Genomic DNA, 23110 nt, shown 5'->3' with positions numbered 1-23110 from the left:
GGATCAGCCGCCGGAGAGGCCGACCACCAGCCAGATGAAGGCCGCGCCCGCCACCGTGCACAGCAGGGTGGAGCGGGCCGGGTGCTCGTGGTGGGCCTCGGGCAGGATCTCGGCGGCGGCGAGATAGAGCAGTACACCGCCGAAGAGGCCGAGATAGCCGCCGAGCACCGGCTCGGGGATGTGGAAGAAGGCGGTCGACAGCGCTCCGAGCAGGGGCGCGCACGCGTCGGCGACCAGCATGGCGATCGCACGGCGGCGGGCGTTGCCGTACAGGCTCGTGAGGGTGAAGGTGTTGAAGCCGTCCGCGAAGTCGTGCGCGATCACGGCGAGCGCGACGGCCGTGCCCATGCCGCCGCCCACCTGGAAGGCGGCGCCGATCGCCACGCCGTCCATGGCGCTGTGCCCCACCATGGCTCCGGCCGCCGTCAGGCCCACCTCGGGCGCGCGGTGGTTGTGCCCCTCGGCGCCGCCGTGCGCGGCCTGCCGGGCGGCCAGGGTCCGCTCCACCAGGTGGGCCAGCAGGAATCCGGTCACGAACAGCAGCAGGGCGGCGGGTACGCCGAAGACCTCGCGGTGGGCCGCGTGCAGCGCCTCCGGCAGCAGGTCCAGGCCGACCACGCCCAGCATCAGACCGCCGGCCAGTCCCAGGACCAGGTGCCGACGGTCGGTCACGCGCTGTGCCGTCCAGCCGCCGGCCAGCGTCATCAGGAACGCGCCGAGCGCGACGAAGACCGCCATGGGCCCTTGCTATCCGATGAAGGCACCTTCGCGCACATCCGGCACCGATCGCACCGTCCCAGACCCTGACATTTCACTGATTCCGACTTCTGTTTCCGCCCTCCCCGCAGTTCCCGTACGAGAGGACCCCTCCCATGGCCGATGCCCCCACCGGCAAGGTGACGTTCGTCGGTGCCGGCCCCGGCGCCGCCGACCTGCTGACGTTCCGTGCCGCGCGCGCGATCGCGGAGGCGGACGTGGTGATCTGGGCGGCGAGCCTGGTCCAGGAGGAGGTCCTCGCGCACGCGCGCGAGGACGCGCAGGTCCTGGACTCGGCGACCATGTCCCTGGAGGACGTCGTCGCCGTCTACCGGCGCGCCCACGCCGAGGGCCGCAAGGTGGCCCGGATCCACTCCGGCGACCCGGCCCTGTGGGGCGGTACGCAGGAGCAGCTGGACCGGTGCGCGGAGATCGGCATCGCCACGGAGGTCGTCCCGGGGGTCTCGTCCTTCTCCGCCGTCGCCGCGCTCGCGCAGCGCGAGCTGACCATCCCCGAGGTCGCGCAGTCCGTCGTCCTCACCCGGCTGGGCGGCGGCAAGACGCCGATGCCGCCCGGCGAGGAGGTGCGCGAGTTCGCCCGGCACGGCACCACCATGGCGGTCTTCCTGTCGGCGGCGCGCAGCGGGCAGCTGGTGCGCGAGCTGCTGGAGGGCGGCTATCCGACGGACACGCCGGTGGTCGTCGCCTACCAGGCGACCTGGCCGGAGGAACTGATCGTGCGCTGCACGGTCGGCACGCTGGAGGAGACGGTCAAGGAACACAAGCTCTGGAAGCACACGCTCTTCCTGGTCGGTCCGGCGCTGGACGCGCACGGCACCCGCTCGCACCTGTACCACCCCGGGCACTTCCACGGGTACCGCAAGGCCGACCCGGAGGCCCGGCGGGCCCTGCGCGAGCAGAGGGCGAAGAGTTGATCACGGTCGTCGGCACGGGGACGGGCGCGCCGGTCGCCGAGGACGTCCTCGCGGGCGCCGCGCTGGTGGTCGGCGGGCGCCGGCACCTGGACGCGGTACGGCTGCCCGACGGCGCCGAGCGGGTCGTGCTGGGGCCGCTGGCGCCGGCGCTGGATGCCGTCGATCGGCATCTGGAGAAGGAGGGCCGGGTCGTCGTACTGGCCTCGGGCGACCCGGGGTTCTTCGGGATCGTGCGGGTGCTGGCCGAGCGGTTCGGGTCGCGGCGGCTGGACGTGCGGCCCGGTGTCTCGTCGGTCGCCGCCGCGTTCGCGCGGGCGGGGCTGCCGTGGGACGACGCCGTGGTCGTCAGCGCGCACGGCAGGGATCTGCGCACGGCGGTCAACGTGTGCCGCGCACGGCCCAAGGTGGCGGTGCTGACGGGGCCGGGCGCGGGTCCGGCGGAACTGGGGGCGGCGCTGCTGCACGGCCCGCGGACGCCGGGAAGCCCGTCGCCCGAGCCGGTGGCGGCCCCGGCCGCCGAACCCGCCGAGCGGGGGGCCGGGCCCCGCGGGCGCGTCCTCGTCGTCGCCTCCGCCCTCGGCTCCGCGCGGGAGCGCGTCGAACGGGTCACGCCCGCCGAGGCCGCCGCCCGGGAGTGGGGCTCGGACGTCAGCGTGGTCCTGTGCCTCGACGAGGCACGCGCCCTCGGCGGCGTGCGTACGGTCGCCGGGCCCCCGGCCGGACCGGCCCGGTGGGCGCTGGACGAGGGTGCGTTCGCCCACCGCGACTCGATGATCACCAAGTTCGAGGTGCGGGCGCTGGCGCTGGCCCGGCTGGGGCCGCGGCTGGGCGACCTGGTGTGGGACGTGGGCGCCGGCTCGGGCTCGGTGGCGGTGGAGTGCGCGCGGCTCGGCGCGGCCGTCGTCGCCGTGGAGAAGGCGGCGGACGGGGTGGAGCGGATCCGCGCCAACGCGCACGCCCATGGGGTCGACGTGGACGTGGTGCACGGCTCGGCCCCCGAGTGCCTGGACGCGCTCGACGATCCCGACGCGGTGTTCGTCGGCGGTGGCGGCCGGGAACTGCCCGCCGTCGTCGCCGCGTGCGCGCGGCGGGCCCGGCGGACCGTCGTCGTGGCCATGGCCGCGCTGGACCGCGTACCGGCCGCCCGTGAGGCGCTCACGGCCGCCGGGTTCACCTGCGACGGGGTGCTGCTGCAGTCCTCGCGGCTGGCGCCGCTGCCCGGGGACGTGACCCGGCTCGCGGCCACCAATCCTGTGTTTCTGCTCTGGGGTGGGAGAACCCCGGTACCAAGTGAGGGAGTTGCCCAGTGATCGGCCTGATTTCCGCCACCGCGGCGGGGGCGGTGGCGCGGGACCGGCTGGCCGCGGCCTGGCCGGACCGTACGCGCGTGTACGAGGGTCCCGTCGGCGAGGCGGTACGGGCCGCGTTCGCGGAGTGCGAGCAGCTGGTGTGCTTCCTGGCGACGGGCGCGACGGTACGGCTGCTCGCGCCGCTGCTCGGCGACAAGACGGCCGACCCGGGTGTGGTGTGCGTGGACGAGGGCGGCCGGTTCGCGGTGTCGCTGGTCGGCGGACACGGTGGCGGCGCCAACGAACTCGCCCGCGCCGTCGGCGGGTTGCTGGGGGCCGAGCCGGTGGTGACGACCGCGACGGACTCCGTCGGACTGGCGGGCCTGGACACGCTCGGGCTGCCGTACGAGGGCTCGGTGGCCCTGGTCTCCCGCGCCCTGCTGGACGGCGAGCCGGTCGCGCTGGAGGCGGAGGTGCCGTGGCCGCTGCCGCCACTGCCGGTCTCGGCGCAGGGCGCGTACACGATCCGGCTCACCGACCGCGAGGTCGCACCGGGCGAGCGTGAGGTGCTGTTGCGTCCGCCGTCCCTGGTGGTCGGGGTCGGCGCGTCCAAGGGCGCGCCGGTGGACGAGGTCCTCGGACTGGTCGAGGACGCGCTGCGGGAGGCGGGGCTCACACCGAAGTCCGTGGCCGAACTCGCCACCGTGGACGCCAAGTCCGAGGAGCCGGGCATCGTGGCCGCCGCCGAGCGGCTGGGGGTGCCCCTGGTGACGTACTCCGCCGAGGAGCTGGCGGCGGTCGAGGTGCCCAACCCGTCGGACGCGCCGCTCACGGCCGTCGGCACACCCTCCGTGGCGGAGGCGGCGGCTCTGCTGCGCGGCGGTGAACTCCTCGTGCCCAAGCGGAAGTCAAAGGCGCGGCCCGCGATGGCGACCTGCGCGGTGGTACGGCGCCCGGCACGCGGGCGGCTCGCGGTGGTCGGGCTCGGGCCGGGCGCCCGGGACCTGCTCACCCCGCGCGCGGCGGCCGAGCTGCGCCGGGCCTCGGTGCTGGTCGGGCTCGACCAGTACGTGGACCAGATCCGCGACCTGCTGCGACCGGGCACCCGGGTACTGGAGTCGGGGCTCGGCGCCGAGGAGGAGCGGGCCCGCACCGCGGTCGCGGAGGCCCGTAAGGGGCATGCGGTGGCGCTGATCGGCAGCGGGGACGCGGGCGTGTACGCCATGGCCTCCCCGGCCCTCGCCGAGGCGTCGGACGACATCGACGTGGTCGGGGTGCCCGGGGTGACGGCCGCGCTGGCCGCCGGTGCGGTCCTGGGCGCGCCGCTGGGCCACGACCACGTGTCCATCAGCCTGTCCGACCTGCACACACCGTGGGAGGTCATCGAACGCCGGGTACGCGCGGCGGCCGAGGCGGACCTCGTCGTGACCTTCTACAACCCGCGCTCCCGGGGCCGCGACTGGCAGCTGCCCAAGGCGCTCGCGATCCTCGCCGGGCACCGGGAGCCGGCGACACCGGTGGGCGTCGTACGGAACGCCTCGCGGCCGGACGAGTCGAGCCGGGTGACCACGCTCGCCGGACTGGACCCGGCGACGGTGGACATGATGACGGTCGTCACCGTGGGCAACACCGCGACCCGCACCGTCGCGGGCCGCATGGTGACCCCGCGCGGCTACCGCTGGCAGACAGCGCAGGAGGGCGCCCAGTGAACCGTGTGGTCCACCCCATCGAGCAGGAGTCCTTCCGGCGGCTGCGGGCCCGCCTGGACACCTCGCACTTCCCGCCGCTGACCCGGGCGGTGGTGGAGCGGGTCATCCACTCCGCCGCCGACCTGGAGTACGCGACCGACCTCGTCACGGCCGAGGACGACCTGGTGAAGGCGCACGCGGCGCTGCACGCGGGGGCGCCGGTCGTCGTGGACGTGGAGATGGTCGCGGCCGGCATCACCCGGCGGGAGACCGTGTGCCGGCTGAAGGACGCCAAGTCCGGCCCCGGGCTGACCCGTTCGGCACACGCCGTCCGGCTCGCCCACGAGCAGGTCGGGCCGGGCGCGCTGTGGGTGATCGGCTGTGCGCCCACCGCCCTGGAGGAGCTGCTCACCCTGGACGCCGCCCCCGCACTCGTCATCGGCCTGCCCGTCGGTTTCGTCGGTGCGGCCGAGTCCAAGGCCGCGTTGCGCGAGAGCGGGCTGCCCGCCGTGAGCAACGTGTCCGAGAAGGGCGGCTCGGCGGTCGCCGCCGCCGCGCTCAACGCCCTGCTGTACCACCCCCTTTCGTCTGAGGAGACCTCGTGACCACCCCGCCCGCCCTGCTGATCGCCGGACACGGCACCCGTGACGACGCCGGAGCCGAGGCGTTCCGCGACTTCGTCCGCGAGCTGGGGCGCCGCCACCCCGGGCTGCCCGTCGCGGGCGGCTTCATCGAGCTGTCCCCGCCGCCGCTCGGCGAGGCCGTCACCGAGCTGGTCGAGCGGGGCGTGCGGCGGTTCGCCGCCGTGCCGCTGATGCTGGTGTCCGCCGGGCACGCCAAGGGCGACATCCCGGCCGCGCTGGCCCGTGAGAAGGAACGGCACCCGGGGATCTCGTACACCTACGGCCGCCCGCTGGGCCCGCACCCGGCGCTGCTGAACGTGCTGGAGCGGCGGCTGCGGGAGGTGCTGGGCGACACGGACCCCGCGGAGGTGACCGTGCTGCTGGTCGGGCGCGGCTCGACCGACCCCGACGCCAACGCCGAGGTGTTCAAGGCGGCGCGGCTGCTGTGGGAGGGGCGCGGGTACGCCGGGGTGGAGACGGCGTTCGTGTCGCTGGCGGCGCCGGACGTGCCGAGCGGACTGGACCGGTGCGCGAAGCTGGGGGCCCGGCGGATCGTCGTCCTCCCCTACTTCCTGTTCACCGGGATCCTGCCGGACCGGGTGCGGCAGCAGACCGAGGAGTGGGCGGCCGGGCACCCCGGGGCCGACGTGCGCTCGGCGGACGTCATCGGGCGCGAGCCGGAGCTGCTGGACCTGGTGATGGAGCGGTACGAGGAGGCCGTCAAGGGCGATCTGCGCATGAACTGCGACTCGTGCGTGTACCGGATCGCGCTGCCGGGCTTCGAGGACAAGGTGGGACTGCCGCAGCAGCCGCACTTCCACCCGGACGACGACGGCCACCACCACGGGCACGGTCATGGGCACCACCATCACGGGGGGCACTCGCACAGCCATGCGCACTGACGACACCGCCGGGTCCGGGCACGATCTGCGGCACCACGGGGACGCCGAAGTGCGGGACGACGGGGTAGGGCTGACCGACCTCGCCGTCAACGTCCGCGCGGACACGCCCCCGCCGTGGCTGCGGGAGGAGATCGCCGCCTCGCTGTCGTCCCTCGCGGCCTACCCGGACGGGCGGGCCGCGCGGGCGGCGGTGGCGGCGCGGCACGGGCTGCCGGTGGAACGGGTGCTGCTGACGGCCGGCGCGGCGGAGGCGTTCGTGCTGCTGGCGCGGGCGCTGAAGGTACGGCGCCCGGTCGTCGTGCATCCGCAGTTCACCGAGCCGGAGGCCGCCCTGCGGGACGCGGGGCACACCGTGGAGCGGGTGCTGCTGCGGGAGGAGGACGGGTTCCGGCTGGATCCGGCGGCGGTGCCGGAGGGGGCCGATCTGGTGGTGATCGGGAACCCGACCAACCCCACCTCCGTCCTGCATCCGGCGGAGGTGATCGCCCGACTGGCCCGCCCCGGACGGGTGTTGGTGGTCGACGAGGCGTTCATGGACGCGGTGCCGGGTGAGCGGGAGGCACTGGCCGGACGGACGGACGTGCCGGGTCTCGTGGTGCTGCGGAGCCTGACCAAGACCTGGGGGCTGGCCGGGCTCCGGATCGGGTACGCGCTGGCTCCCCCGGAGATCATCGCCGAACTGGAACGGGCCCAGCCGCTGTGGCCGGTGTCGACTCCCGCGCTGGCCGCGGCCGAGGCGTGTGTGACGCCGCGGGCGCTGGCGGAGGCGGGGCACGCGGCGCATCGCATCGCGGCGGACCGGGCCCACCTGGTGACGGGGTTGTCCGGGTTCGCCTCGCGGGGCGTGCGGGTGGTGGAGCCCGCGGAGGCGTCGTTCGTCCTGGTCCGGATGGCGGGGGCTGCCGCTGTACGACACCGGTTGCGTGAGCTCGGTTATGCCGTGCGGCGTGGCGACACGTTTCCGGGGCTGGACGAACACTGGGTGCGGGTCGCGGTCCGGGACCGGGCCACCGTGAGCGGGTTCCTGCGAGCGCTGTCGGCCGCCCTGGCGCCGTGACCGGCACGGCCGCGCGCTGCGGTCGGCCGGGAGGCCACCTCCCACCCGGCGTGGCGGCCGGACGGGGAGTGGCACGGGACGGTGACGTCAGCTCTTCCGGCGCCGGGCCACCGCCACCGCTCCCCCGCCGACCAGCACCAGCGCGAGTGCGCCGCCCGCGACGTACGGGGTCGCGGAGCTGCCGCCCGTGTCCGCGAGGTCGGTCCGGGCGCCCTGCGGTGTGACGTCGGCGGCCGGGTCGTGGCTCGGCACCGGGTGTCCCGTGGGCGGGGCCGCCGGGGACTCGCAGGTCGCCTTGGCCAGCGTGACCGTGCCCCGGACGTCGGCCACGTTGAGCTTCAAGGGGTTGACGGACACCTTGAGTTCGAGGGCGGTGGCGGCGGCCGAGCGGGTGGTGGTGCGCCGCTCGGCGAGATCGAGGCGGACCTCGCCGACGCCGGGCACCTTCACCTCGGTCGGACCGCCGGCGGTGAGGGTGACGCGCTTGCCGAGGACGGTGACGGCGCCGAGGACGTTCGCCGAGGCGGCCGGTGCCCTGCCGGCCTCGCAGGTCGCCCGCGCGGTGACCGTGCCGACCTCGATCAGGGACAGCAGGGGAAGGCCGGGGAGGTGCAGCCGTGCGTCGACGAGCCGGACCGAGCCCTCGGCGCGCCGCGCGGTCGCGGTGGCCTTCGCCGAGGCGACGTCGGCGCCGAGGACCGTGAACGGCTCGCCGCCCGCCACGCCGTCGAGCCGGGCGGACAGCGTGGTCCTGTCGGCGCTCCGCGGTGCCCGGACCTCGTTCAGGGAGACCGCGAGCGGGACGTCGACGGTCTTGTTGAGCAGGGACACGTCGAGCCCGGTGCGCAGGACGACGGCGGAGGCGCGACCGTGGTCACCGGTCGCGTGCGCGGCGCCCGCGCCCAGGACCGCGGGACCGGCGGCCAGGGCGGTGACCGTCGCGACAGTCGCGATACGGCGTGCGGGCGTGCGGAAGTTGTTGCTGTTCAAGGCGGTGGGACCCCCAGAGGAAACGTTCTTGGGACCCGTCAACCTTGTACGCCCTGCGGGTGAACGGTCAGCGATCCCGGACCACTTCACTCGAACGTGGATGTCCAGCACACCGCTTCGAATCACCGGGCACAGGCGTTCCGCTACTGCACGATCCGCCCGTTCAGCACCACGCGGCGCGGCGCCGCCAGCACCCGTACGTCCGCGCGCGGATCGCCCTCGTACACCACCAGGTCGGCCGGGGCGCCCTCCTCCAGGCCGGGGCGGCCGAGCCAGGCGCGGGCGCCCCAGCTCGTCGCCGACACGGCGGCCACGGCCGGAATACCGGCGGTGACCAGCTCCGCCACCTCGGCCGCGACCAGTCCGTGGGCCAGCGAGCCGCCGGCGTCCGTGCCGACGTACACCGGGATCCCGGCGTCGTAGGCGCCGCGCACGGTGTCGTAGCGGCGTTCGTGCAGCCGGCGCATGTGTGCGGACCAGCGCGGGAACCTGGTGTCGCCGCCGGCCGCGAGCCGCGGGAAGGTGGCGATGTTGACGAGGGTCGGGACGATCGCGACGCCGCGCTCGGCGAAGAGCGGGATCAGGTCGTCGCTCAGGCCGGTCGCGTGCTCGATGCAGTCGATCCCCGCCTCGACCAGGTCGCGCAGGGAGCTTTCGGCGAAGCAGTGCGCGGTGACCCGGGCGCCGAGCCGGTGGGCCTCGGCGATGGCCGCCGCCACCGGCTCTCGCGGCCAGCAGGGCGCGAGGTCGCCGAGGTCACGGTCGATCCAGTCGCCGACCAGCTTGACCCAGCCGTCGCCGCGCCGGGCCTCCTGGGCGACGTACGTGACCAGGTCGTCGGGTTCGATCTCCCAGGCGTAGTTGCGGATGTAGCGGCGGGTACGGGCGATGTGCCGGCCGGCCCGGATGATCTTCGGCAGGTCCTCGCGGTCGTCGATCCAGCGGGTGTCGGAGGGCGAACCCGCGTCCCGGATCAGCAGGGTGCCCGACTCGCGGTCGGTGAGCGCCTGCTTCTCGGCGGTGTCCGCGTCGACCGGCCCGTCCGCGCCGAGGCCCACGTGGCAGTGCGCGTCGACCAGGCCCGGGAGCGTCCAGCCCTCGACGGTACGGACGTCACGTGCCCCGGCGGGGCGGTCGTAGGACACCCGGCCCCCGACCACCCACAGCTCGTCACGGACGTCGTCCGGCCCGGCCAGAACCCGGCCCTTCACGTGCAGCACCGCGCCATCGCTCATGCACCGCACCCTAACGGCCTACGGCCTGTCCTTCCCCACCTGGTCGGAGGTCTCCTCCTCCACCTCGGCCATCGCCGGGTCGAGCAGGCGGGAGAGGAAGTGGCGGGTGCGCTCGTGCTGCGGGTCGCCGATGACCTGCGCGGGGCTGCCCTCCTCGACGATCACGCCGCCGTCCATGAAGACGACCCGGTCGGCGACCTCGCGGGCGAAGGTCATCTCGTGGGTGACGACCATCATCGTCATGCCCTCCTCGGCGAGCCTGCGCATCACCGCGAGGACGTCGCCGACCAGCTCGGGGTCGAGCGCCGAGGTCGGCTCGTCGAAGAGCATGACCTCCGGGCCCATCGCCAGCGCCCGGGCGATCGCCACGCGCTGCTGCTGGCCGCCGGACAGGGAGGAGGGATAGGCGCGCGCCTTCTCGGCCAGGCCGACCCGGGCGAGGTTCTCGGCGGCGACCCTCGCCGCCTGCGCCTTGTCCCGCTTGAGAACCCTGCGCTGCGGGAGGGTGAGGTTCTCGGTGACGCTCAGGTGCGGGAACAGGTTGAACTGCTGGAAGACCATGCCGATCCGGCGGCGTACGGCGTCGATGTCGACGTCGGGGTCGGTGATCTCGGTACCGCCGACGAAGACCTGGCCCTTGGTGGGCTCCTCCAGCAGGTTCACACAGCGCAGCAGCGTCGACTTGCCGGAACCGGAGGGGCCGATGACACAGACGACCTCGCCCCGGCCGATCTCCAGGTCGATGCCCTTGAGCACCTGGTTGTCGCCGAAGGACTTGTGCAGGTCCCGTACCTGAATCTCCGGGCGGCTCACCGGATCGCCTCCTGGGCCTTGGATTCCATGCGCCTGACGACATAGCTGAGCGGGATGGTGATCAGCAGGTAGCACAGGCCCGCGACCAGGATCGGCGTGGAGTTGGCGGTCGTGCTGGCGAGGTCGCGGCCGAACTTGGACAGCTCCCGCTGCTCCAGGGTGACACCGAGGAACAGCACCAGCGAGGAGTCCTTGAACAGCAGGACGAGTTCGTTGGTCAGCGGCGGCAGGATGATCCGGAAGGCCTGCGGGACGATGATGGAGACCATGGCCTTCGCGGGCGAGAAGCCGAGCGAACGGGCCGCCTCCGTCTGTCCCTTGGGCACGGCCTGGATGCCGGCGCGGATGGTCTCCGCCATGTACGCGGCCGAGACCAGGCCGAGCGCGATCGCGACCTGGCCGTAGGTGCCGCCGGGGATCTCCGTGCCGGGGAAGGCGAGCGGGACGGCCACACCGACGAAGATGAAGATCAGCAGGGCGGGCAGGCCGCGGAAGATCTCGATGTAGATGCTCGCCAGCCAGCGGTACGGGCCCACGGAGGACAGCCGCATCAGCGCGATGGCCATGCCGAGCACGAGTCCGACGACAAAGCCGGACAGCGTGTAGAGCACGGTGTTCCGCAGCGCCAGTGTGATGACGTCCGGGAACATCTGCCGGGCGATGTCGGCCTGGGCGAACTGGTTCTGCAGCCGTCCCCAGTCCGCCGTGACCGCGAAGGCGACCACGGCGGCGACGAACACGGCGTACTGCACGCCCCGGGACAGACGCCGCTTCTGACGCCGGGTCAGTCCCTTCTTCTTCGGCTGGAGTCGTACGTCCGTGTCGGTCATGAGGCGGCGGGAGAGGCCACGGAGGCGTGGTACGGGCCGATCCACCGCTCGTAGATCTTCTTGTAGGTGCCGTCGGCCTTGGCGTCCTTGAGGGCCTTGTTGATGGCCTCGCGCAGCGCCGTGTTGCCCTTCTTGACCGTGAAGCCGTACTGCTCACCGGTCTTGAGGTTGTCGACGACCTTGAACTGGTCCGCGGTGGCCTTGTCCTTCAGCCAGCCCTGGACGACCGGGTAGTCGATGACGACGGCCTGGACCTGGCCGGTGCGCAGGCCGTTGAGGACCGCGTCGGAGGACTCGAAGGAGATCGGGTCGTAGCCCTTGCTCTTGACGTAGTCCTCACCGGTGGTCTGCGCCTGGGCGCCGAGCTTCTTGCCCTTGGCCTTGACGTCGGCGAGGGAGTTGACGCCGCTGCTCTTGTTCACGAGCACGGCCTGGGTGGCCTCGAAGTACGGGTCGGAGAAGTCGACGTTCTTCTTGCGCTCGGGCGTGATCGTCATACCGGCGGCCGCCAGGTCGCACCGGCCGGAGTTCAGGAAGGCGCCGGTCTTGAAGTTCTCGAACGGCGTGTCGACGATCTGCTGCGTGACGCCGAGGTTCTTGGCGACGAGGTCGATGAGGGAGACGTCGAAGCCCTGCACCTTGCCGTTGATCTCCGACTGGAACGGCGGGTACGGCAGGTGGGTGCAGGTGGTCAGCCGGCCGGCCTTGACGACGTGGACCCCCTTGACGGTGGCACCGCCGTTCCCTCCGCCGGACGACGAGGAGCAGCCGGCCACAACGAGGACCAGTCCGGCGGTCGCGGTGGTGGCGGCCAGGAGGCGGGTCCGGCGACCGAGGAGCGTTTTCATGGGGGATCTCCCTGTGAGGGAACTGAGGCTTCCGATTATAAGGAAGAGTTTGAGTCTCTCAAATCAAACCGAGGGTTACAGGGCGGTTGGACCTAAGATCGAGGGAGTCCGATGCCCGCGAACGAAGAGAGCACCCGCCGTGAGCCACCCCTTCCTCGATCTGCCCCCGCTGAGCGCCGGGCGCTTCGCCGCCATCGAGGACGCCGTCGCCCGGCTGCTGGACACCCGGCAGGACGTGCTGATCACGCAGGGTGAGGCGCTGCTGCCGCTGGAGGGCGCGATCCGCGCTGCGGCCGGTCCGGGCACGGTGGCCCTGAACGTGATCACCGGGCCGTACGGACAGACGTTCGGGAACTGGCTGCGGGACTGCGGCGCGACGGTGTACGACCTCTCCGTTCCCTTCCACACGGCCGTGACCGCCGACCAGATCCGGGAGGCGTTCGCCGAGCACCCGGAGATCGACTTCGTCTCGCTGGTGCACGCGGAGGCGGCGACCGGCAACACCAATCCGGTCGCGGAGATCGGCGAGGCGGTGCGGGAGCGGGGCGCGCTGTTCTACCTGGACGCGGTCGCCTCCGTGGGTGCGGAGCCGGTGCTGCCGGACGCGTGGGGTGTGGACCTGTGTGTGATCGGCGCGCAGAAGGCGATGGGCGGTCCGGCGGGTGTGTCGGCGATCTCGGTGAGCGAGCGGGCCTGGGCCCGGATGGCGGCCAATCCCAACGCCCCGCGCCGCTCCTATCTGTCCCTGCTGGACTGGAAGGAACGCTGGATCGACGCCGGGCGCGCGGTACTGCCGCACGCTCCGGCCCAGTTGGAGATGCTGGCGCTGCAGGCGTGCCTGGAGCGGATCGAGTCGGTGGGGCTGGATGCGGTGATGGACCGGCACCGGTCCGCCGCGCTGGCCACGCGGGCGGGCGCGGTTTCCCTGGGCGGGGGCCTTGAGCCGTATGTGTACGAGGCCTCGGACGCGGCGCCGGTGGCCACGACGCTTCGGGTGCCGTCGGGGGTGGTGGCGTCGGAGGTGGTGGCGCGGGCCCTGACCGACGACCCGTCGCTGCCGATCGCCGCCGGCGGGGGTGCGCTGGCCCAGGAGATGATCCGGGTCAACCACTACGGCGCGGACGCCTCCCTGGAGACCGTGGAGAGGTGCCTGGCGGCGATCGGGGCGGCGCTCGGCACGCGGCGCTAGGTTGGCCGGAAGGGCACCCCTTCCCCCTGCGTGCCCGCGCCCGTGCCGGTGACCCGTGCCACCCTCACCCGCATGACCGACCTCACACCCCAGACACCCGCCACCCTCCCCGACGGCCGGCCCGTCCCCTCGCCGACCGGCCCCGAGCTGCCCATGCTGGAGAGCTGGCTGGACTTTCACCGGGGCACACTGGAGCTGAAGTGCCGGGGGCTGGATGACGCGCAGGCGCGGCTCGCCTCGGCGCAGCCGTCGTCGCTGACGCTGCTCGGCCTCGTCCAGCACCTCGCCGAGGTCGAACGGAACTGGTTCCAGCGGGTGGTGGCCGGACTCGACGTACCGCCGGTGTTCGAGGAGGAGACGGGGTACGCCCTCGATCCGGGGCGGGGGCTCGAAGAGGCGCTGGACGTGTGGCGGCGGGAGATCGCGCGCGGCCGGGAGCTGCTCGCCGAACGGGCACTGGAGGACACCGGGCGGATCGCCGACGGTCCGATGGCCGGCGTCGAGGTGAGCGTGCGCTGGGTGTTGATCCATCTCATCGAGGAGTACGCCCGGCACAACGGACACGCCGACATTCTGCGTGAACGAATCGACGGCACCACCGGGGCTTGAATTCAATTGAGCTTCACAATTTCCGCCAATTCCTTCGGTGACAGCTTCCCGTCTTCTTCTGCCCGCTTTTTGCAGGGCTAAACGGGGAAGTTTCCTGGCGGTTTTCTGACGGTTTCCGAGCTGTGACACACTCCACAGCGCGCTCCTTTTGCCCTGATTTGACGTGGGTTAATTCGGGCATTTCACCGAGGTATCTGTGCGGCGCAGTGATAGCGGCCGTGCATTTCCTAATTCACCTCGCTAAATTCGTGCCGCATGACTGCCGCACCCGCAGACCTGCTCATCGACCAGCCGGCGGTGACCGACGGAGCCGCGCTCTGGCGTCTCGCCAAGGACTCGAAAACCCTCGATCTGAACTCCTCGTACAGCTATCTGCTGTGGTGCCGGGACTTCGCCGGCACCTCGGCGGTGGCGCGCGGTGCGGACGGGGAGCCGGTCGGGTTCGTCACCGGCTACGTGCGGCCGGAGCGCCCCCGCACGCTGCTCGTCTGGCAGGTGGCCGTCGACCCCGCGTACCGGGGGCACGGCATCGCCGCCCGGCTGCTGGACGGGCTGACCGCACGGCTGGCCGGCGAGCACGGCATCACCGACGTGGAGACCACCATCACGCCCGGCAACACCGCCTCCGAGCGGCTGTTCACCTCGTTCGCCGCCCGGCACGGAGCGCACCTGGAGCGTGCGGTGCTGTTTCCCGCCGAGCTGTTCCCGGACGGCCCGCACGATCCCGAAGTCCTCTACCGCATCGGTCCGTTGACCGACTTCACCGCCCACTGAGGAGCGATTCACCGTGACCATCACCCAGCCCGACCTCAGCGTCTTCGAGACCCTCGAGTCCGAGGTGCGCAGCTACTGCCGCGGCTGGCCCACGGTCTTCGACCGCGCGCAGGGCAGCCGGATGTACGACGAGGACGGTCATGCGTACCTCGACTTCTTCGCCGGCGCCGGCTCACTCAACTACGGCCACAACAACGCCGTACTCAAACGGGCGTTGATCGACTATCTGTCCCGGGACGGGGTGACCCACGGCCTGGACATGTCGACCACGGCCAAGCGGTCCTTCCTGCAGACCTTCCAGGATCTGGTGCTGCGCCCGCGTGACCTGCCGTACAAGGTGATGTTCCCGGGGCCGACCGGGACCAACGCCGTGGAGTCGGCGCTGAAGCTGGCCCGGAAGGTGAAGGGGCGGGAGGCGATCGTGTCGTTCACGAACGCCTTCCACGGGATGTCCCTGGGCTCCCTCGCCGTCACCGGGAACGCCTTCAAGCGGGCCGGTGCCGGCATACCGCTGGTGCACGGGACGCCGATGCCGTTCGACAACTACTTCGACGGCACGGTCCCGGACTTCCTGTGGTTCGAGCGCCTGCTGGAGGACCAGGGCTCCGGGCTCAACAAGCCCGCCGCCGTGATCGTGGAGACCGTGCAGGGCGAGGGCGGCATCAACGTCGCCCGGCCCGCATGGCTGCGCGCGCTCAAGGAGTTGTGCGAGCGGCAGGACATGCTGCTGATCGTCGACGACATCCAGATGGGCTGCGGCCGCACGGGCGCGTTCTTCTCCTTCGAGGAGGCGGGCATCACCCCCGACATCGTCACGGTCTCGAAGTCCATCAGCGGCTACGGGCTGCCGATGTCGCTGTGCCTGTTCAAGCCCGAACTGGACGTCTGGGAGCCCGGCGAGCACAACGGCACCTTCCGGGGCAACAACCCCGCGTTCGTCACGGCGACGGCCGCCCTGGAGGCGTACTGGACCGACGGCTCGGCCATGGAGAAGCAGACCCGCTCCCGTGGTGAGCAGGTCGAGCAGGCGCTGATCTCCATCACCGAGGAGAACCTCGCCGACGTCAAGGAGTACCGCGGGCGCGGGCTGGTGTGGGGCCTGGAGTTCCAGGACAAGGCGCGGGCCTCGCGGGTCGCCCGGCGGGCCTTCGAGCTGGGGCTGCTGATCGAGACGTCCGGCCCGGAGGGCGAGGTCGTCAAGCTGCTGCCCGCGCTCACCATCACCCCCGACGAGCTGGACGAGGGCCTGAGCGTCCTCGCCCGTGCCGTCCGCGAAACCGCCTGACCAGGCGCTTTCGTACAGCTAGGAGGAAGAACAGCACCGTGATCGTCCGATCGTTCAAGGACATCGAGAACACCGACCGGCACGTCAGGGCGAAGTCCGGCACCTGGGAGAGCAAGCGGATCGTCCTCGCCAAGGAGCGGGTCGGCTTCTCCCTGCACGAGACCGTCCTGTACGCCGGGACCGAGACGTCGATGTGGTACGCCAACCACGTCGAAGCCGTCGTCTGCACCCGGGGCGAGGCCGAGCTCACCGACCACGAGGCCGGGAAGACGTACACGATCACCCCCGGCACCATGTACCTCCTCGACGGGCACGAGCGGCACACCCTGCGCGTCAAGGAGGACTTCCACTGCATCTGCGTGTTCAACCCGCCCGTGACCGGACGGGAGGACCACGACGAGAACGGCGTCTACCCGCTGCTCACCGAGCCCGAGGAGGTGTGAGAACCCATGACCACCGCACCCGTGAAGGATCTCTACCCGACCCGCGGCGCCACGGAGGTGACCGTCCCGCGTCAGGACCCGGTCGTCTGGGGATCCCCGGACACGCCGGGCCCGATCCCGACGGCCGATCTCCAGTCGTACGAGCGTGACGGCTTCCTCGCCGTCGACCAGCTGATCACCCCGGACGAGGTGGAGGTCTACAAGCGCGAGCTGGACCGGCTGGTCACCGACCCGGCGGTCCGCGCCGACGAGCGCTCCATCGTGGAGCCGAAGTCGAAGGAGATCCGCTCGGTCTTCGAGGTGCACCGGATCAGCGAGGTCTTCGCGAACCTGGTGCGCGATCCGCGGGTGGTCGGGCGTGCCCGGCAGATCCTCGGCTCGGACGTCTACGTCCACCAGTCGCGGATCAACGTCAAGCCCGGCTTCGGCGCGAGCGGCTTCTACTGGCACTCGGACTTCGAGACCTGGCACGCCGAGGACGGCCTGCCGAACATGCGCACGGTGTCCGTGTCGATCGCGCTGACCGAGAACCACGACACCAACGGCGGCCTGATGATCATGCCGGGTTCGCACCGGACGTTCCTGGGCTGCGCCGGCGCCACGCCCAAGGACAACTACAAGAAGTCCCTGCAGATGCAGGACGCGGGCACCCCGTCCGACGAGGCGCTGACGGCGCTGGCGGGCGAGCACGGCATCCGGCTGTTCACCGGCAGGGCCGGCTCGGCGACCTGGTTCGACTGCAACTGCATGCACGGCTCCGGCGACAACATCACGCCGTTCCCGCGCAGCAACGTCTTCATCGTGTTCAACAGCGTGGAGAACACCGCCGTGGAACCCTTCGCGGCACCGGTGCGCCGGCCGGAGTTCATCGGGGCAAGGGACTTCACTCCCGTCCGGTGAGCGGCCCGCCCGCCGCGCGGCGGCCATCGGACACCGCACCGGCGCGCGCGACTTCACCTCGGTGAAGTCGGTGAAGTACCCCCCCCGAGCACCGGGCCGGGGCCTCCTCGTGTGGGACGGGAGGCCCCGGCCCGGTCGTGTCAGCCGGCGAGCACGTCCAGCAGGCGGTCCACGTCGGCCGGCGTGTTGTACAGGTGGAACGAGGCCCGCAGATTGCCCGCGCGGTCGGCGACCTCGATGCCGGCGCGGCTCAACTCCGGCTGACGGGCTCCCAGTCCGGGGACGGAGACGATCGCCGAGCCGGGGGCGGGCAGGGGTTCGTGGCCGAGCGAGGCGAGTCCGGTGCGGAACCGGTCGGCCAGCGCCAGGTCGTGCGCCCGCACGGCGGCCACGCCCAGTTCCTCGATCAGGGCGAGGGAGTGGCGCACCCCGGTGTAGGTGAACAGCGCGGGGCTGACGTCGAACCGCCGTGCGGTTCGGGCGAGTTCGGTCACCGGTCCGTAGCAGCTGTTCCACGGTTCCTCGGCCGCGACCCAGCCCGCCAGCAGCGGGGACAACCCGCCGAAGTCCTCGGGGACGACGAGGAAGGCCGCCCCGTGCGGACCGAGCAGCCACTTGAAGGTCGTCGCGACGGTGAAGTCGCCGGCGCCGGCCTCCATCGGCAGCCAGCTCGCGGCCTGGGAGTAGTCGACGTAGGTGCGCGCACCGTGCGCACGGGCGGCCTCGCGCAGGGCGGGCAGGTCGGCGATCCGGCCGTCGGCGGACTGGGCGGCGCTGACCGCGACCAGGGCGGTACCGGGGCGGACCGACTCGGCGAGCCGTTCCAGCGGGACCGCCCGCACCTTGAGGTCCCCGCGCACATGGAACGGGTTCAGCACGGAGGTGAAGTCGTCCTCGGCGGTGAGCACTTCGGCGCCCGCGGGCAACGAGGCGGCGATCAGTCCGGTCTGGGCGGAGACCGACGGGCCCGCCGCGACCCGGGCGACCGGCACCCCGGCCAGCCGGGCGAACGCGGCGCGGGCGGCCTCGACGTCGTCGAACAGCGGGTCCAGCGGCCGGCCCTCGGCCCGGATGGCCACCGCCTCGTGCAGCGCGGCGACCGTACGGGCCGGGAGGAGGCCGCTGGTCGCGGTGTTCAGATAGGTGCTCTTCGGGGTGAACTCGGCGCGGACGAGGCTGTCGAAGGACTCCGTGGTCCGGGTGGTCTCCATGGGTCCACTCTGCGGCCCGACGAAGTCCCCGTCCATTGCGAATTTTTACGTGGATCCGCTTAGGAGTTCTTATAGGTCCGCCCTGACCTGCGGTTTCAGCTCTGCTGCGGCACGGCGCACCCGTCCGGTCCGCAGGCCGCCGCGTCCCCTCGGCCGCCCTGGCCGACCGGCTTCAGCGGGGAGTGCTCGCCCCAGGCCTGGGTCAGCGCCTGGGTGAAGACCTCGGCGGGCTGGGCACCGGAGACGCCGTACTTCCGGTCGAGGACGAAGAACGGGACGCCGGTGGCGCCGAGCCGGGCCGCCTCGCGCTCGTCGGCGCGGACCTCGTCGGAGTAGCGGACCGGGTCCGCGAGCACCGCGCGGGCGGCGTCGGCGTCGAGACCGGCCGCCACGGCCAGCTCCACGAGCCGCTCGTCACCCTCGGTGAACACGGACCGCTCCTCGGCGAAGTTCGCCCGGTACAGGATCTGGATCAGCGCGTCCTGCCTGCCCTGCTCCTTGGCGAAGTGCAGGAGGCGGTGCATGTCGAAGGTGTTGCCGTGGTCCCGGTCCCGGGTGCGGTAGTCCAGGCCCTCGGCGGCGGCCTGGGCGCCCAGGTTGTCCTCGCCGGCCTGGGCCTGTGCCTCACTCATGCCGTACTTCCTGGTGAGCATGGTGATCACCGGCTGCACGTCGCCCTTGGCGCGGTCCGGGTCCAGCTCGAAGGAGCGGTGCACCACCTCGACGTCGTCACGGTGCGGGAAGGCAGCGAGCGCCTTCTCGAAGCGGGCCTTGCCCACATAGCACCAGGGGCAGGCGATGTCGCTCCAGATCTCGACGCGCATGCTTCGGCTCTCTCCAGGTCGTACGGCTGCGGGGACTCTCCCCGACAAGTACGTGAACGTTCAAACAGGATGCTTCATTCCCGGTCGGCACCGGGCCTGTATGCCCCAGGTCACGCGACCGAGGACGCGGCCGTACCCGTGCCCGCCCGGCAGGTGGCCGGCGGCCTTGTGCATCGGCGTGAGCGGAGCGCTGCTCGGCCGCGGCCTCCAGGCCGGTATGCACGGGTGCCCGGCCCTCAGCCCGGCCCTGCTCACGGTGACGTCCGCGCTCAGCTTCCGTCTCGCAGGTCGTCCGGCCAGCCGGGCCTGAACGCGAGGTGGTCGTACGTCACCACGCACCCCTCCCCCAGGGGCGACTGGGTCATGAAGCCGACCAGCGCGTCATCGGTCTCCTTCTCGTCGCCCAGGGTGAACAGCCGGACGAAGGTCCACCGCTCGCCGTCCCGCGAGGCGTGGAAGGCGAAGGCCCGCCCGGTCCGGCTGACCCGCAGCCACACCGAACTCCCCTCCACGGTGAAGGAGTTGGCGTCGTCGGAGTGCCCCCGGGTGACCACCGTGCAGACGGTGGGCACATCCGGGGAGTACTCCAGACACAGCTTCGCCCAGGCCCGCTCGCCGACATGGACGTAGAGGACGCCCGCGTCGAAGGCGGCCCGGAAGCCCACGGTGACCCGGGCGATCAGCTGGAAGTCGCCCTCGGGCGCACCCAGCAGCCGGGGCGCGTCCGAGGCGGGGTCGAGGGCCTCCCCGGTGGGCGTGACGAACCGATCCTGCCGGGGCCCGGCCCAGCCGGTCAGCACGCCGTCCTCGTAGACCCAGTGCCCGTCGGGTCCGTACGTACGGAGAGCGAAGGGGAGTTCGGGAAGTTCCACGTCCATCGGCCGATTGTCGCAGGGCCGCGGTCTACCGCTCCAGAACCCCGTTGAACCGCCGGGGGAGCCCCAGCGGATTCCCGTCGCGGAGCTCCTTCGGCAGCAAGGCCGACGGAGCGTTCTGATAGGCCACCGGCCGCAGCCACCGCTCGATGGCCGTGCCGCCCACAGAGGTGGACGTAGAGGTCGTCGCGGGGTACGGCCCCCCGTGCTGCTGCGCGGGAGCCACCGCGACACCGGTGGGCCACGCGTTCACCACCACACGGCCCGCCAACGGCGTCAGTGCGGCCAGGAGTTCCGGACCGCGCCCCTCCCCGGCCGACTCCTCCGAGGACAGCTGGACCGTCGCCGTGAGGTTCCCCGGCAACCGCGACAGCACAGCGGCGGCCTCCTCCTCGCAGGTGTAGCGGGCCACGACGGTGACCGGTCCGAAGCACTCCTCGAGCAGGAGGTCGTGCGCCCCCTCCTCGGCGAGCCGCCGCGCCGACACCGTGAGGAACCCGGCGCTGACCGTGTGCTCGCCGCCCGCGCCGGGCGTGACCGGCGACTCCACCCCGTCCAGGCCGGCCCGCTCCCGCACCCCGGCGACGAAGTTGTCCCGCATGCGGTGGTCGAGCAGCACCCCCGCGCCGGTGTCGCCGACGGCGTCGGTCAGGGACTTCACCAGCCGGTCACCCCCGGCGCCGGACGGCACCAGCACGAGTCCGGGCTTCACGCAGAACTGCCCGACGCCGAGCGTCATGGACCCGGCCAGCCCGGTGCCGATCGCCTCGCCCCGCTCGGCGGCGGCGGCCTCGGTCACCAGGACCGGGTTCAAGGATCCCAGCTCACCGTGGAACGGAATCGGCACCGGGCGCGCGGCGGCCGCGTCGAACAGCGCCCGCCCGCCCCGTACCGATCCGGTGAAGCCGGCCGCGGCGACCAGGGGGTGCTCGATCAGCCCGAGGCCCGCCTCGAAGCCGTGCACGAGACCGACGACGCCCTCGGGGATGCCGTGCTCGGCGGCGGCCCGGCGCAGCACCTTGGCGACCAGCTCGGACAGGGCCGGATGGTCGGGGTGGGCCTTGACGACGACCGGGCAGCCCGCGGCCAGCGCGCTCGCGGTGTCGCCGCCGGCGACGGAGAAGGCGAAGGGGAAGTTGGAGGCGGAGTAGACGGCGACCACGCCGAGCGGGACCTTGTAGCGGCGCAGGTCCGGGATGGGCGGGGTGGCGGTGTCGTCGGGGTGGTTGATGATGACGTCGAGGAACGCGCCCTCGTCGACGATGTCGGCGAAGGCCCGCAACTGGTAGCCGGTGCGGGCGAGTTCGCCGGTCAGCCGGACCGGGCCGAGGGCGGTCTCGGCGTCGGCGGTCTCGACCAGGGCGTCCCCGGCCGCGTCCAGGCCGGCGGCGGCCGAGCGCAGGAAGGCGGAGCGCACCGCGCGGTCGGCGAGGGCGCCGCGTGCGGCGTGGGCCGCCCTGACCGCCGTGTCCACCTCCTGGGCTGTGGCCTCCACCGCAACCTGTTCACGCTGCTTCCCGGTGCGCGGGTCGACACTCCAGACTGGTGCTGCTGCCACCGCGGGTCCCTCCAGTAAGGCCGCAATATCCAAGGTCGGGCCAGGGTCAACCATCAGGGGGCGTTCGATATACTGAACACCGTCTCTGATGCTGAATATGCTGCGGAGACTATTTCCCGGCGATTGAAGGGGTCAAGGGCGATGTCGGCAGGCGAGACGGGCGGGGCCCAGGTCAAGTCCGCGGTGCGGACCGTTGAGTTGCTCGAGTACTTCGCCGGCCGGCCCGGTATGCACTCCCTCGCGGCCGTCCAGGAGGCCGTGGGATACCCCAAGTCCAGCCTGTACATGCTGCTGCGCACCCTGGTGGAGCTGGGCTGGGTGGAGACGGACGCGACGGGCACGCGGTACGGCATCGGGGTGCGGGCGCTGCTCGTGGGCACGTCGTACATCGACGGCGACGAGGTGGTGGCCGCCGCCCGGCCGACCCTGGACCGGCTCTCGGACGACACCACGGAGACCATCCACCTGGCCCGGCTCGACGGCACCAACGTGGTCTACCTCGCCACCCGTCAGTCCCAGCACTATCTGCGCCCCTTCACCCGGGTCGGGCGCCGGCTGCCGGCCCACTCCACCTCCCTCGGCAAGGCCATCCTGGCCACGTACACCGACGAGCAGGTGCGCAAGCTGCTGCCGGAGACCCTGCCCGCGCTCACCGAGAACACCCTCACCGACCGGGAGAAGCTCATCGAGGAGCTGCACCAGGTGCGCGAGCAGGGCTTCGCGGTCGACCGCGAGGAGAACACGCTGGGCCTGCGGTGCTTCGGCGTGGCGATCCCGTACCGCACCCCGGCCCGGGACGCGATCAGCTGCTCGGTGCCGGTGGCCCGGCTGACCCCGGCCCACGAACAGACGATCAAGGACGCGCTGTTCGACGCGCGCGACCGGCTGGCCCTGGCGACGCGCAGGCTGTGAGCGCGGGCGGTCGCGGGCGCGGTGCCCGCGCCGTCGTAGGCTCGGGCCCCATGGAGATCGCGCTGCGTGCCGTGGAGGACGGAGACCTGCCGGTCTTCTTCCGGCAGATGACCGACCCGGAGGCGGTCCGGATGGCCGCGTTCGGCCCGGAGAACCCGCACGACCGGAAGGCCTTCGGCACCTACTGGCAGCGCGTGCGGAACTCGTCCCTCGTCCTGCGCACGGTACTGGCCGACGGCGAGGTGGCCGGGAACGCGGCGGTCTACGGCGTGGCCGGCGAGCGCGAGGTGACGTACTGGATCGACCGCGCGTACTGGGGCCGGGGCGTGGCGACGGCCGCGCTGCGGGGCCTGCTCGCCGAGGTCCCCGAACGGCCGCTGTACGCGCGGGCGGCGGCCGACAACGCGGCGTCGCTGCGGGTGCTGGAGAAGTGCGGCTTCCGCGAGACGGCCCGGGCCCGGGGGTACGCGAACGGGCGGGGGCAGGAGATCGACGAGGTCGTCCTCGTCCTGAGGGGCTGAGGCGCCCTCCCCCGTACGGCGGAGACGGATCATCGGGCCGCAC

At 72.4% G+C, this 23110-nt stretch carries 24 protein-coding genes; 14 read left to right on the top strand and 10 right to left on the bottom strand.

The features are described 5' to 3' along the window. Positions 1-3 precede the first annotated feature (3 nt). The gene (locus ACWC94_RS25530) at positions 4-738 is read right to left on the bottom strand and encodes a ZIP family metal transporter (protein WP_450799334.1); all 735 of its coding nucleotides are present in this window, start codon (positions 736-738) and stop codon (positions 4-6) included. Between the two features lie 134 nt (positions 739-872). Between ACWC94_RS25530 and cobM the strand changes: the two genes are divergently transcribed. From cobM to cobC, 6 genes are read left to right on the top strand one after another with little or no spacing between them, the layout of a single operon-like run. Beyond that, a complete protein-coding gene (gene cobM, locus ACWC94_RS25525; protein WP_450799332.1) occupies positions 873-1691 on the top strand; it encodes a precorrin-4 C(11)-methyltransferase in 819 nt (272 codons plus the stop codon). Continuing rightward, positions 1688-3001, top strand: a complete 1314-nt coding sequence (gene cbiE / locus ACWC94_RS25520; RefSeq protein WP_450799330.1) for a precorrin-6y C5,15-methyltransferase (decarboxylating) subunit CbiE — start codon at positions 1688-1690, stop codon at positions 2999-3001. The genes cobM and cbiE overlap by 4 nt, the downstream gene beginning before the upstream one ends. Continuing rightward, the gene (cobJ, locus tag ACWC94_RS25515; RefSeq protein ID WP_450799329.1) at positions 2998-4689 is read left to right on the top strand and encodes a precorrin-3B C(17)-methyltransferase; all 1692 of its coding nucleotides are present in this window, start codon (positions 2998-3000) and stop codon (positions 4687-4689) included. Before cbiE ends, cobJ begins: the two co-directional genes overlap by 4 nt. Next, entirely contained in the window at positions 4686-5273 is a 588-nt protein-coding gene (locus tag ACWC94_RS25510; RefSeq protein ID WP_450799328.1) for a precorrin-8X methylmutase, read from the top strand. Before cobJ ends, ACWC94_RS25510 begins: the two co-directional genes overlap by 4 nt. After that, positions 5270-6193, top strand: coding sequence for a sirohydrochlorin chelatase (locus ACWC94_RS25505; protein ID WP_450799327.1), 924 nt, complete (start codon positions 5270-5272; stop codon positions 6191-6193). Before ACWC94_RS25510 ends, ACWC94_RS25505 begins: the two co-directional genes overlap by 4 nt. Further along, the gene (gene cobC, locus ACWC94_RS25500) at positions 6183-7250 is read left to right on the top strand and encodes an Rv2231c family pyridoxal phosphate-dependent protein CobC (protein ID WP_450799326.1); all 1068 of its coding nucleotides are present in this window, start codon (positions 6183-6185) and stop codon (positions 7248-7250) included. The genes ACWC94_RS25505 and cobC overlap by 11 nt, the downstream gene beginning before the upstream one ends. A gap of 87 nt (positions 7251-7337) precedes the next feature. On the opposite strand, the gene ACWC94_RS25495 is transcribed toward cobC, so the two are convergent. From ACWC94_RS25495 to ACWC94_RS25475, 5 genes are all read right to left on the bottom strand, one after another. Then, positions 7338-8240 carry an SCO1860 family LAETG-anchored protein gene (locus tag ACWC94_RS25495; protein ID WP_450799325.1) on the bottom strand — a complete coding sequence of 301 codons (903 nt, stop codon included), beginning with the start codon at positions 8238-8240 and terminating at the stop codon, positions 7338-7340. Between the two features lie 143 nt (positions 8241-8383). Further along, positions 8384-9475, bottom strand: a complete 1092-nt coding sequence (locus ACWC94_RS25490; protein ID WP_450799324.1) for an amidohydrolase family protein — start codon at positions 9473-9475, stop codon at positions 8384-8386. 18 nt (positions 9476-9493) lie between these two features. Further along, positions 9494-10288: an amino acid ABC transporter ATP-binding protein gene (locus tag ACWC94_RS25485; RefSeq protein WP_450799323.1), complete on the bottom strand. Its 795-nt coding sequence runs from the start codon at positions 10286-10288 to the stop codon at positions 9494-9496. Next, positions 10285-11118, bottom strand: coding sequence for an amino acid ABC transporter permease (locus tag ACWC94_RS25480; RefSeq protein WP_450799321.1), 834 nt, complete (start codon positions 11116-11118; stop codon positions 10285-10287). Before ACWC94_RS25480 ends, ACWC94_RS25485 begins: the two co-directional genes overlap by 4 nt. Next, positions 11115-11966: a transporter substrate-binding domain-containing protein gene (locus ACWC94_RS25475; RefSeq protein WP_450799320.1), complete on the bottom strand. Its 852-nt coding sequence runs from the start codon at positions 11964-11966 to the stop codon at positions 11115-11117. The genes ACWC94_RS25480 and ACWC94_RS25475 overlap by 4 nt, the downstream gene beginning before the upstream one ends. Positions 11967-12105: 139 nt before the next feature. Here ACWC94_RS25475 and ACWC94_RS25470 point away from each other — a divergent pair, with 139 nt between their 5' ends. The 6 genes from ACWC94_RS25470 (at position 12106) to thpD (ending at position 17166) form a co-directional block, all read left to right on the top strand. Continuing rightward, on the top strand, positions 12106-13155 hold the full coding sequence (locus ACWC94_RS25470; protein WP_450799319.1) for a pyridoxal-phosphate-dependent aminotransferase family protein: 1050 nt from the start codon (positions 12106-12108) through the stop codon (positions 13153-13155). Between the two features lie 72 nt (positions 13156-13227). After that, positions 13228-13764, top strand: coding sequence for a DinB family protein (locus ACWC94_RS25465; protein WP_450799318.1), 537 nt, complete (start codon positions 13228-13230; stop codon positions 13762-13764). 255 nt (positions 13765-14019) lie between these two features. After that, positions 14020-14538 (top strand): diaminobutyrate acetyltransferase, encoded by a 519-nt coding sequence (gene ectA, locus ACWC94_RS25460; protein WP_450799316.1) that lies wholly within the window; start codon positions 14020-14022, stop codon positions 14536-14538. A gap of 13 nt (positions 14539-14551) precedes the next feature. Next, on the top strand, positions 14552-15823 hold the full coding sequence (gene ectB / locus ACWC94_RS25455; protein WP_450799314.1) for a diaminobutyrate--2-oxoglutarate transaminase: 1272 nt from the start codon (positions 14552-14554) through the stop codon (positions 15821-15823). Between the two features lie 38 nt (positions 15824-15861). Then, a complete protein-coding gene (locus ACWC94_RS25450; protein WP_450799312.1) occupies positions 15862-16266 on the top strand; it encodes an ectoine synthase in 405 nt (134 codons plus the stop codon). Positions 16267-16272: 6 nt separating this feature from the next. Continuing rightward, positions 16273-17166, top strand: coding sequence for an ectoine hydroxylase (gene thpD / locus ACWC94_RS25445; protein WP_450799310.1), 894 nt, complete (start codon positions 16273-16275; stop codon positions 17164-17166). Positions 17167-17306: 140 nt separating this feature from the next. Here the strand turns inward: thpD and ACWC94_RS25440 are convergent, their stop codons facing one another. From ACWC94_RS25440 to ACWC94_RS25425, 4 genes are all read right to left on the bottom strand, one after another. Next, on the bottom strand, positions 17307-18413 hold the full coding sequence (locus tag ACWC94_RS25440) for an aminotransferase class V-fold PLP-dependent enzyme (RefSeq protein WP_450799308.1): 1107 nt from the start codon (positions 18411-18413) through the stop codon (positions 17307-17309). A 59-nt stretch (positions 18414-18472) separates the two neighbouring features. Then, a complete protein-coding gene (locus ACWC94_RS25435; RefSeq protein WP_450799306.1) occupies positions 18473-19201 on the bottom strand; it encodes a DsbA family oxidoreductase in 729 nt (242 codons plus the stop codon). 269 nt (positions 19202-19470) lie between these two features. Continuing rightward, positions 19471-20079, bottom strand: a complete 609-nt coding sequence (locus ACWC94_RS25430) for a DUF1349 domain-containing protein (protein ID WP_450799304.1) — start codon at positions 20077-20079, stop codon at positions 19471-19473. Between the two features lie 25 nt (positions 20080-20104). Next, a complete protein-coding gene (locus tag ACWC94_RS25425) occupies positions 20105-21634 on the bottom strand; it encodes an aldehyde dehydrogenase (NADP(+)) (RefSeq protein ID WP_450799302.1) in 1530 nt (509 codons plus the stop codon). Positions 21635-21775: 141 nt separating this feature from the next. Here ACWC94_RS25425 and ACWC94_RS25420 point away from each other — a divergent pair, with 141 nt between their 5' ends. Both ACWC94_RS25420 and ACWC94_RS25415 read left to right on the top strand, forming a co-directional pair. After that, on the top strand, positions 21776-22546 hold the full coding sequence (locus tag ACWC94_RS25420; RefSeq protein WP_450799300.1) for an IclR family transcriptional regulator: 771 nt from the start codon (positions 21776-21778) through the stop codon (positions 22544-22546). A gap of 50 nt (positions 22547-22596) precedes the next feature. Further along, positions 22597-23067 (top strand): GNAT family N-acetyltransferase, encoded by a 471-nt coding sequence (locus ACWC94_RS25415; protein ID WP_450799298.1) that lies wholly within the window; start codon positions 22597-22599, stop codon positions 23065-23067. Positions 23068-23110: the final 43 nt, after the last annotated feature.

This window comes from Streptomyces sp. NPDC001135, assembly GCF_053598395.1.
This window is presented reverse-complemented; position numbering and strand designations above follow the sequence as displayed.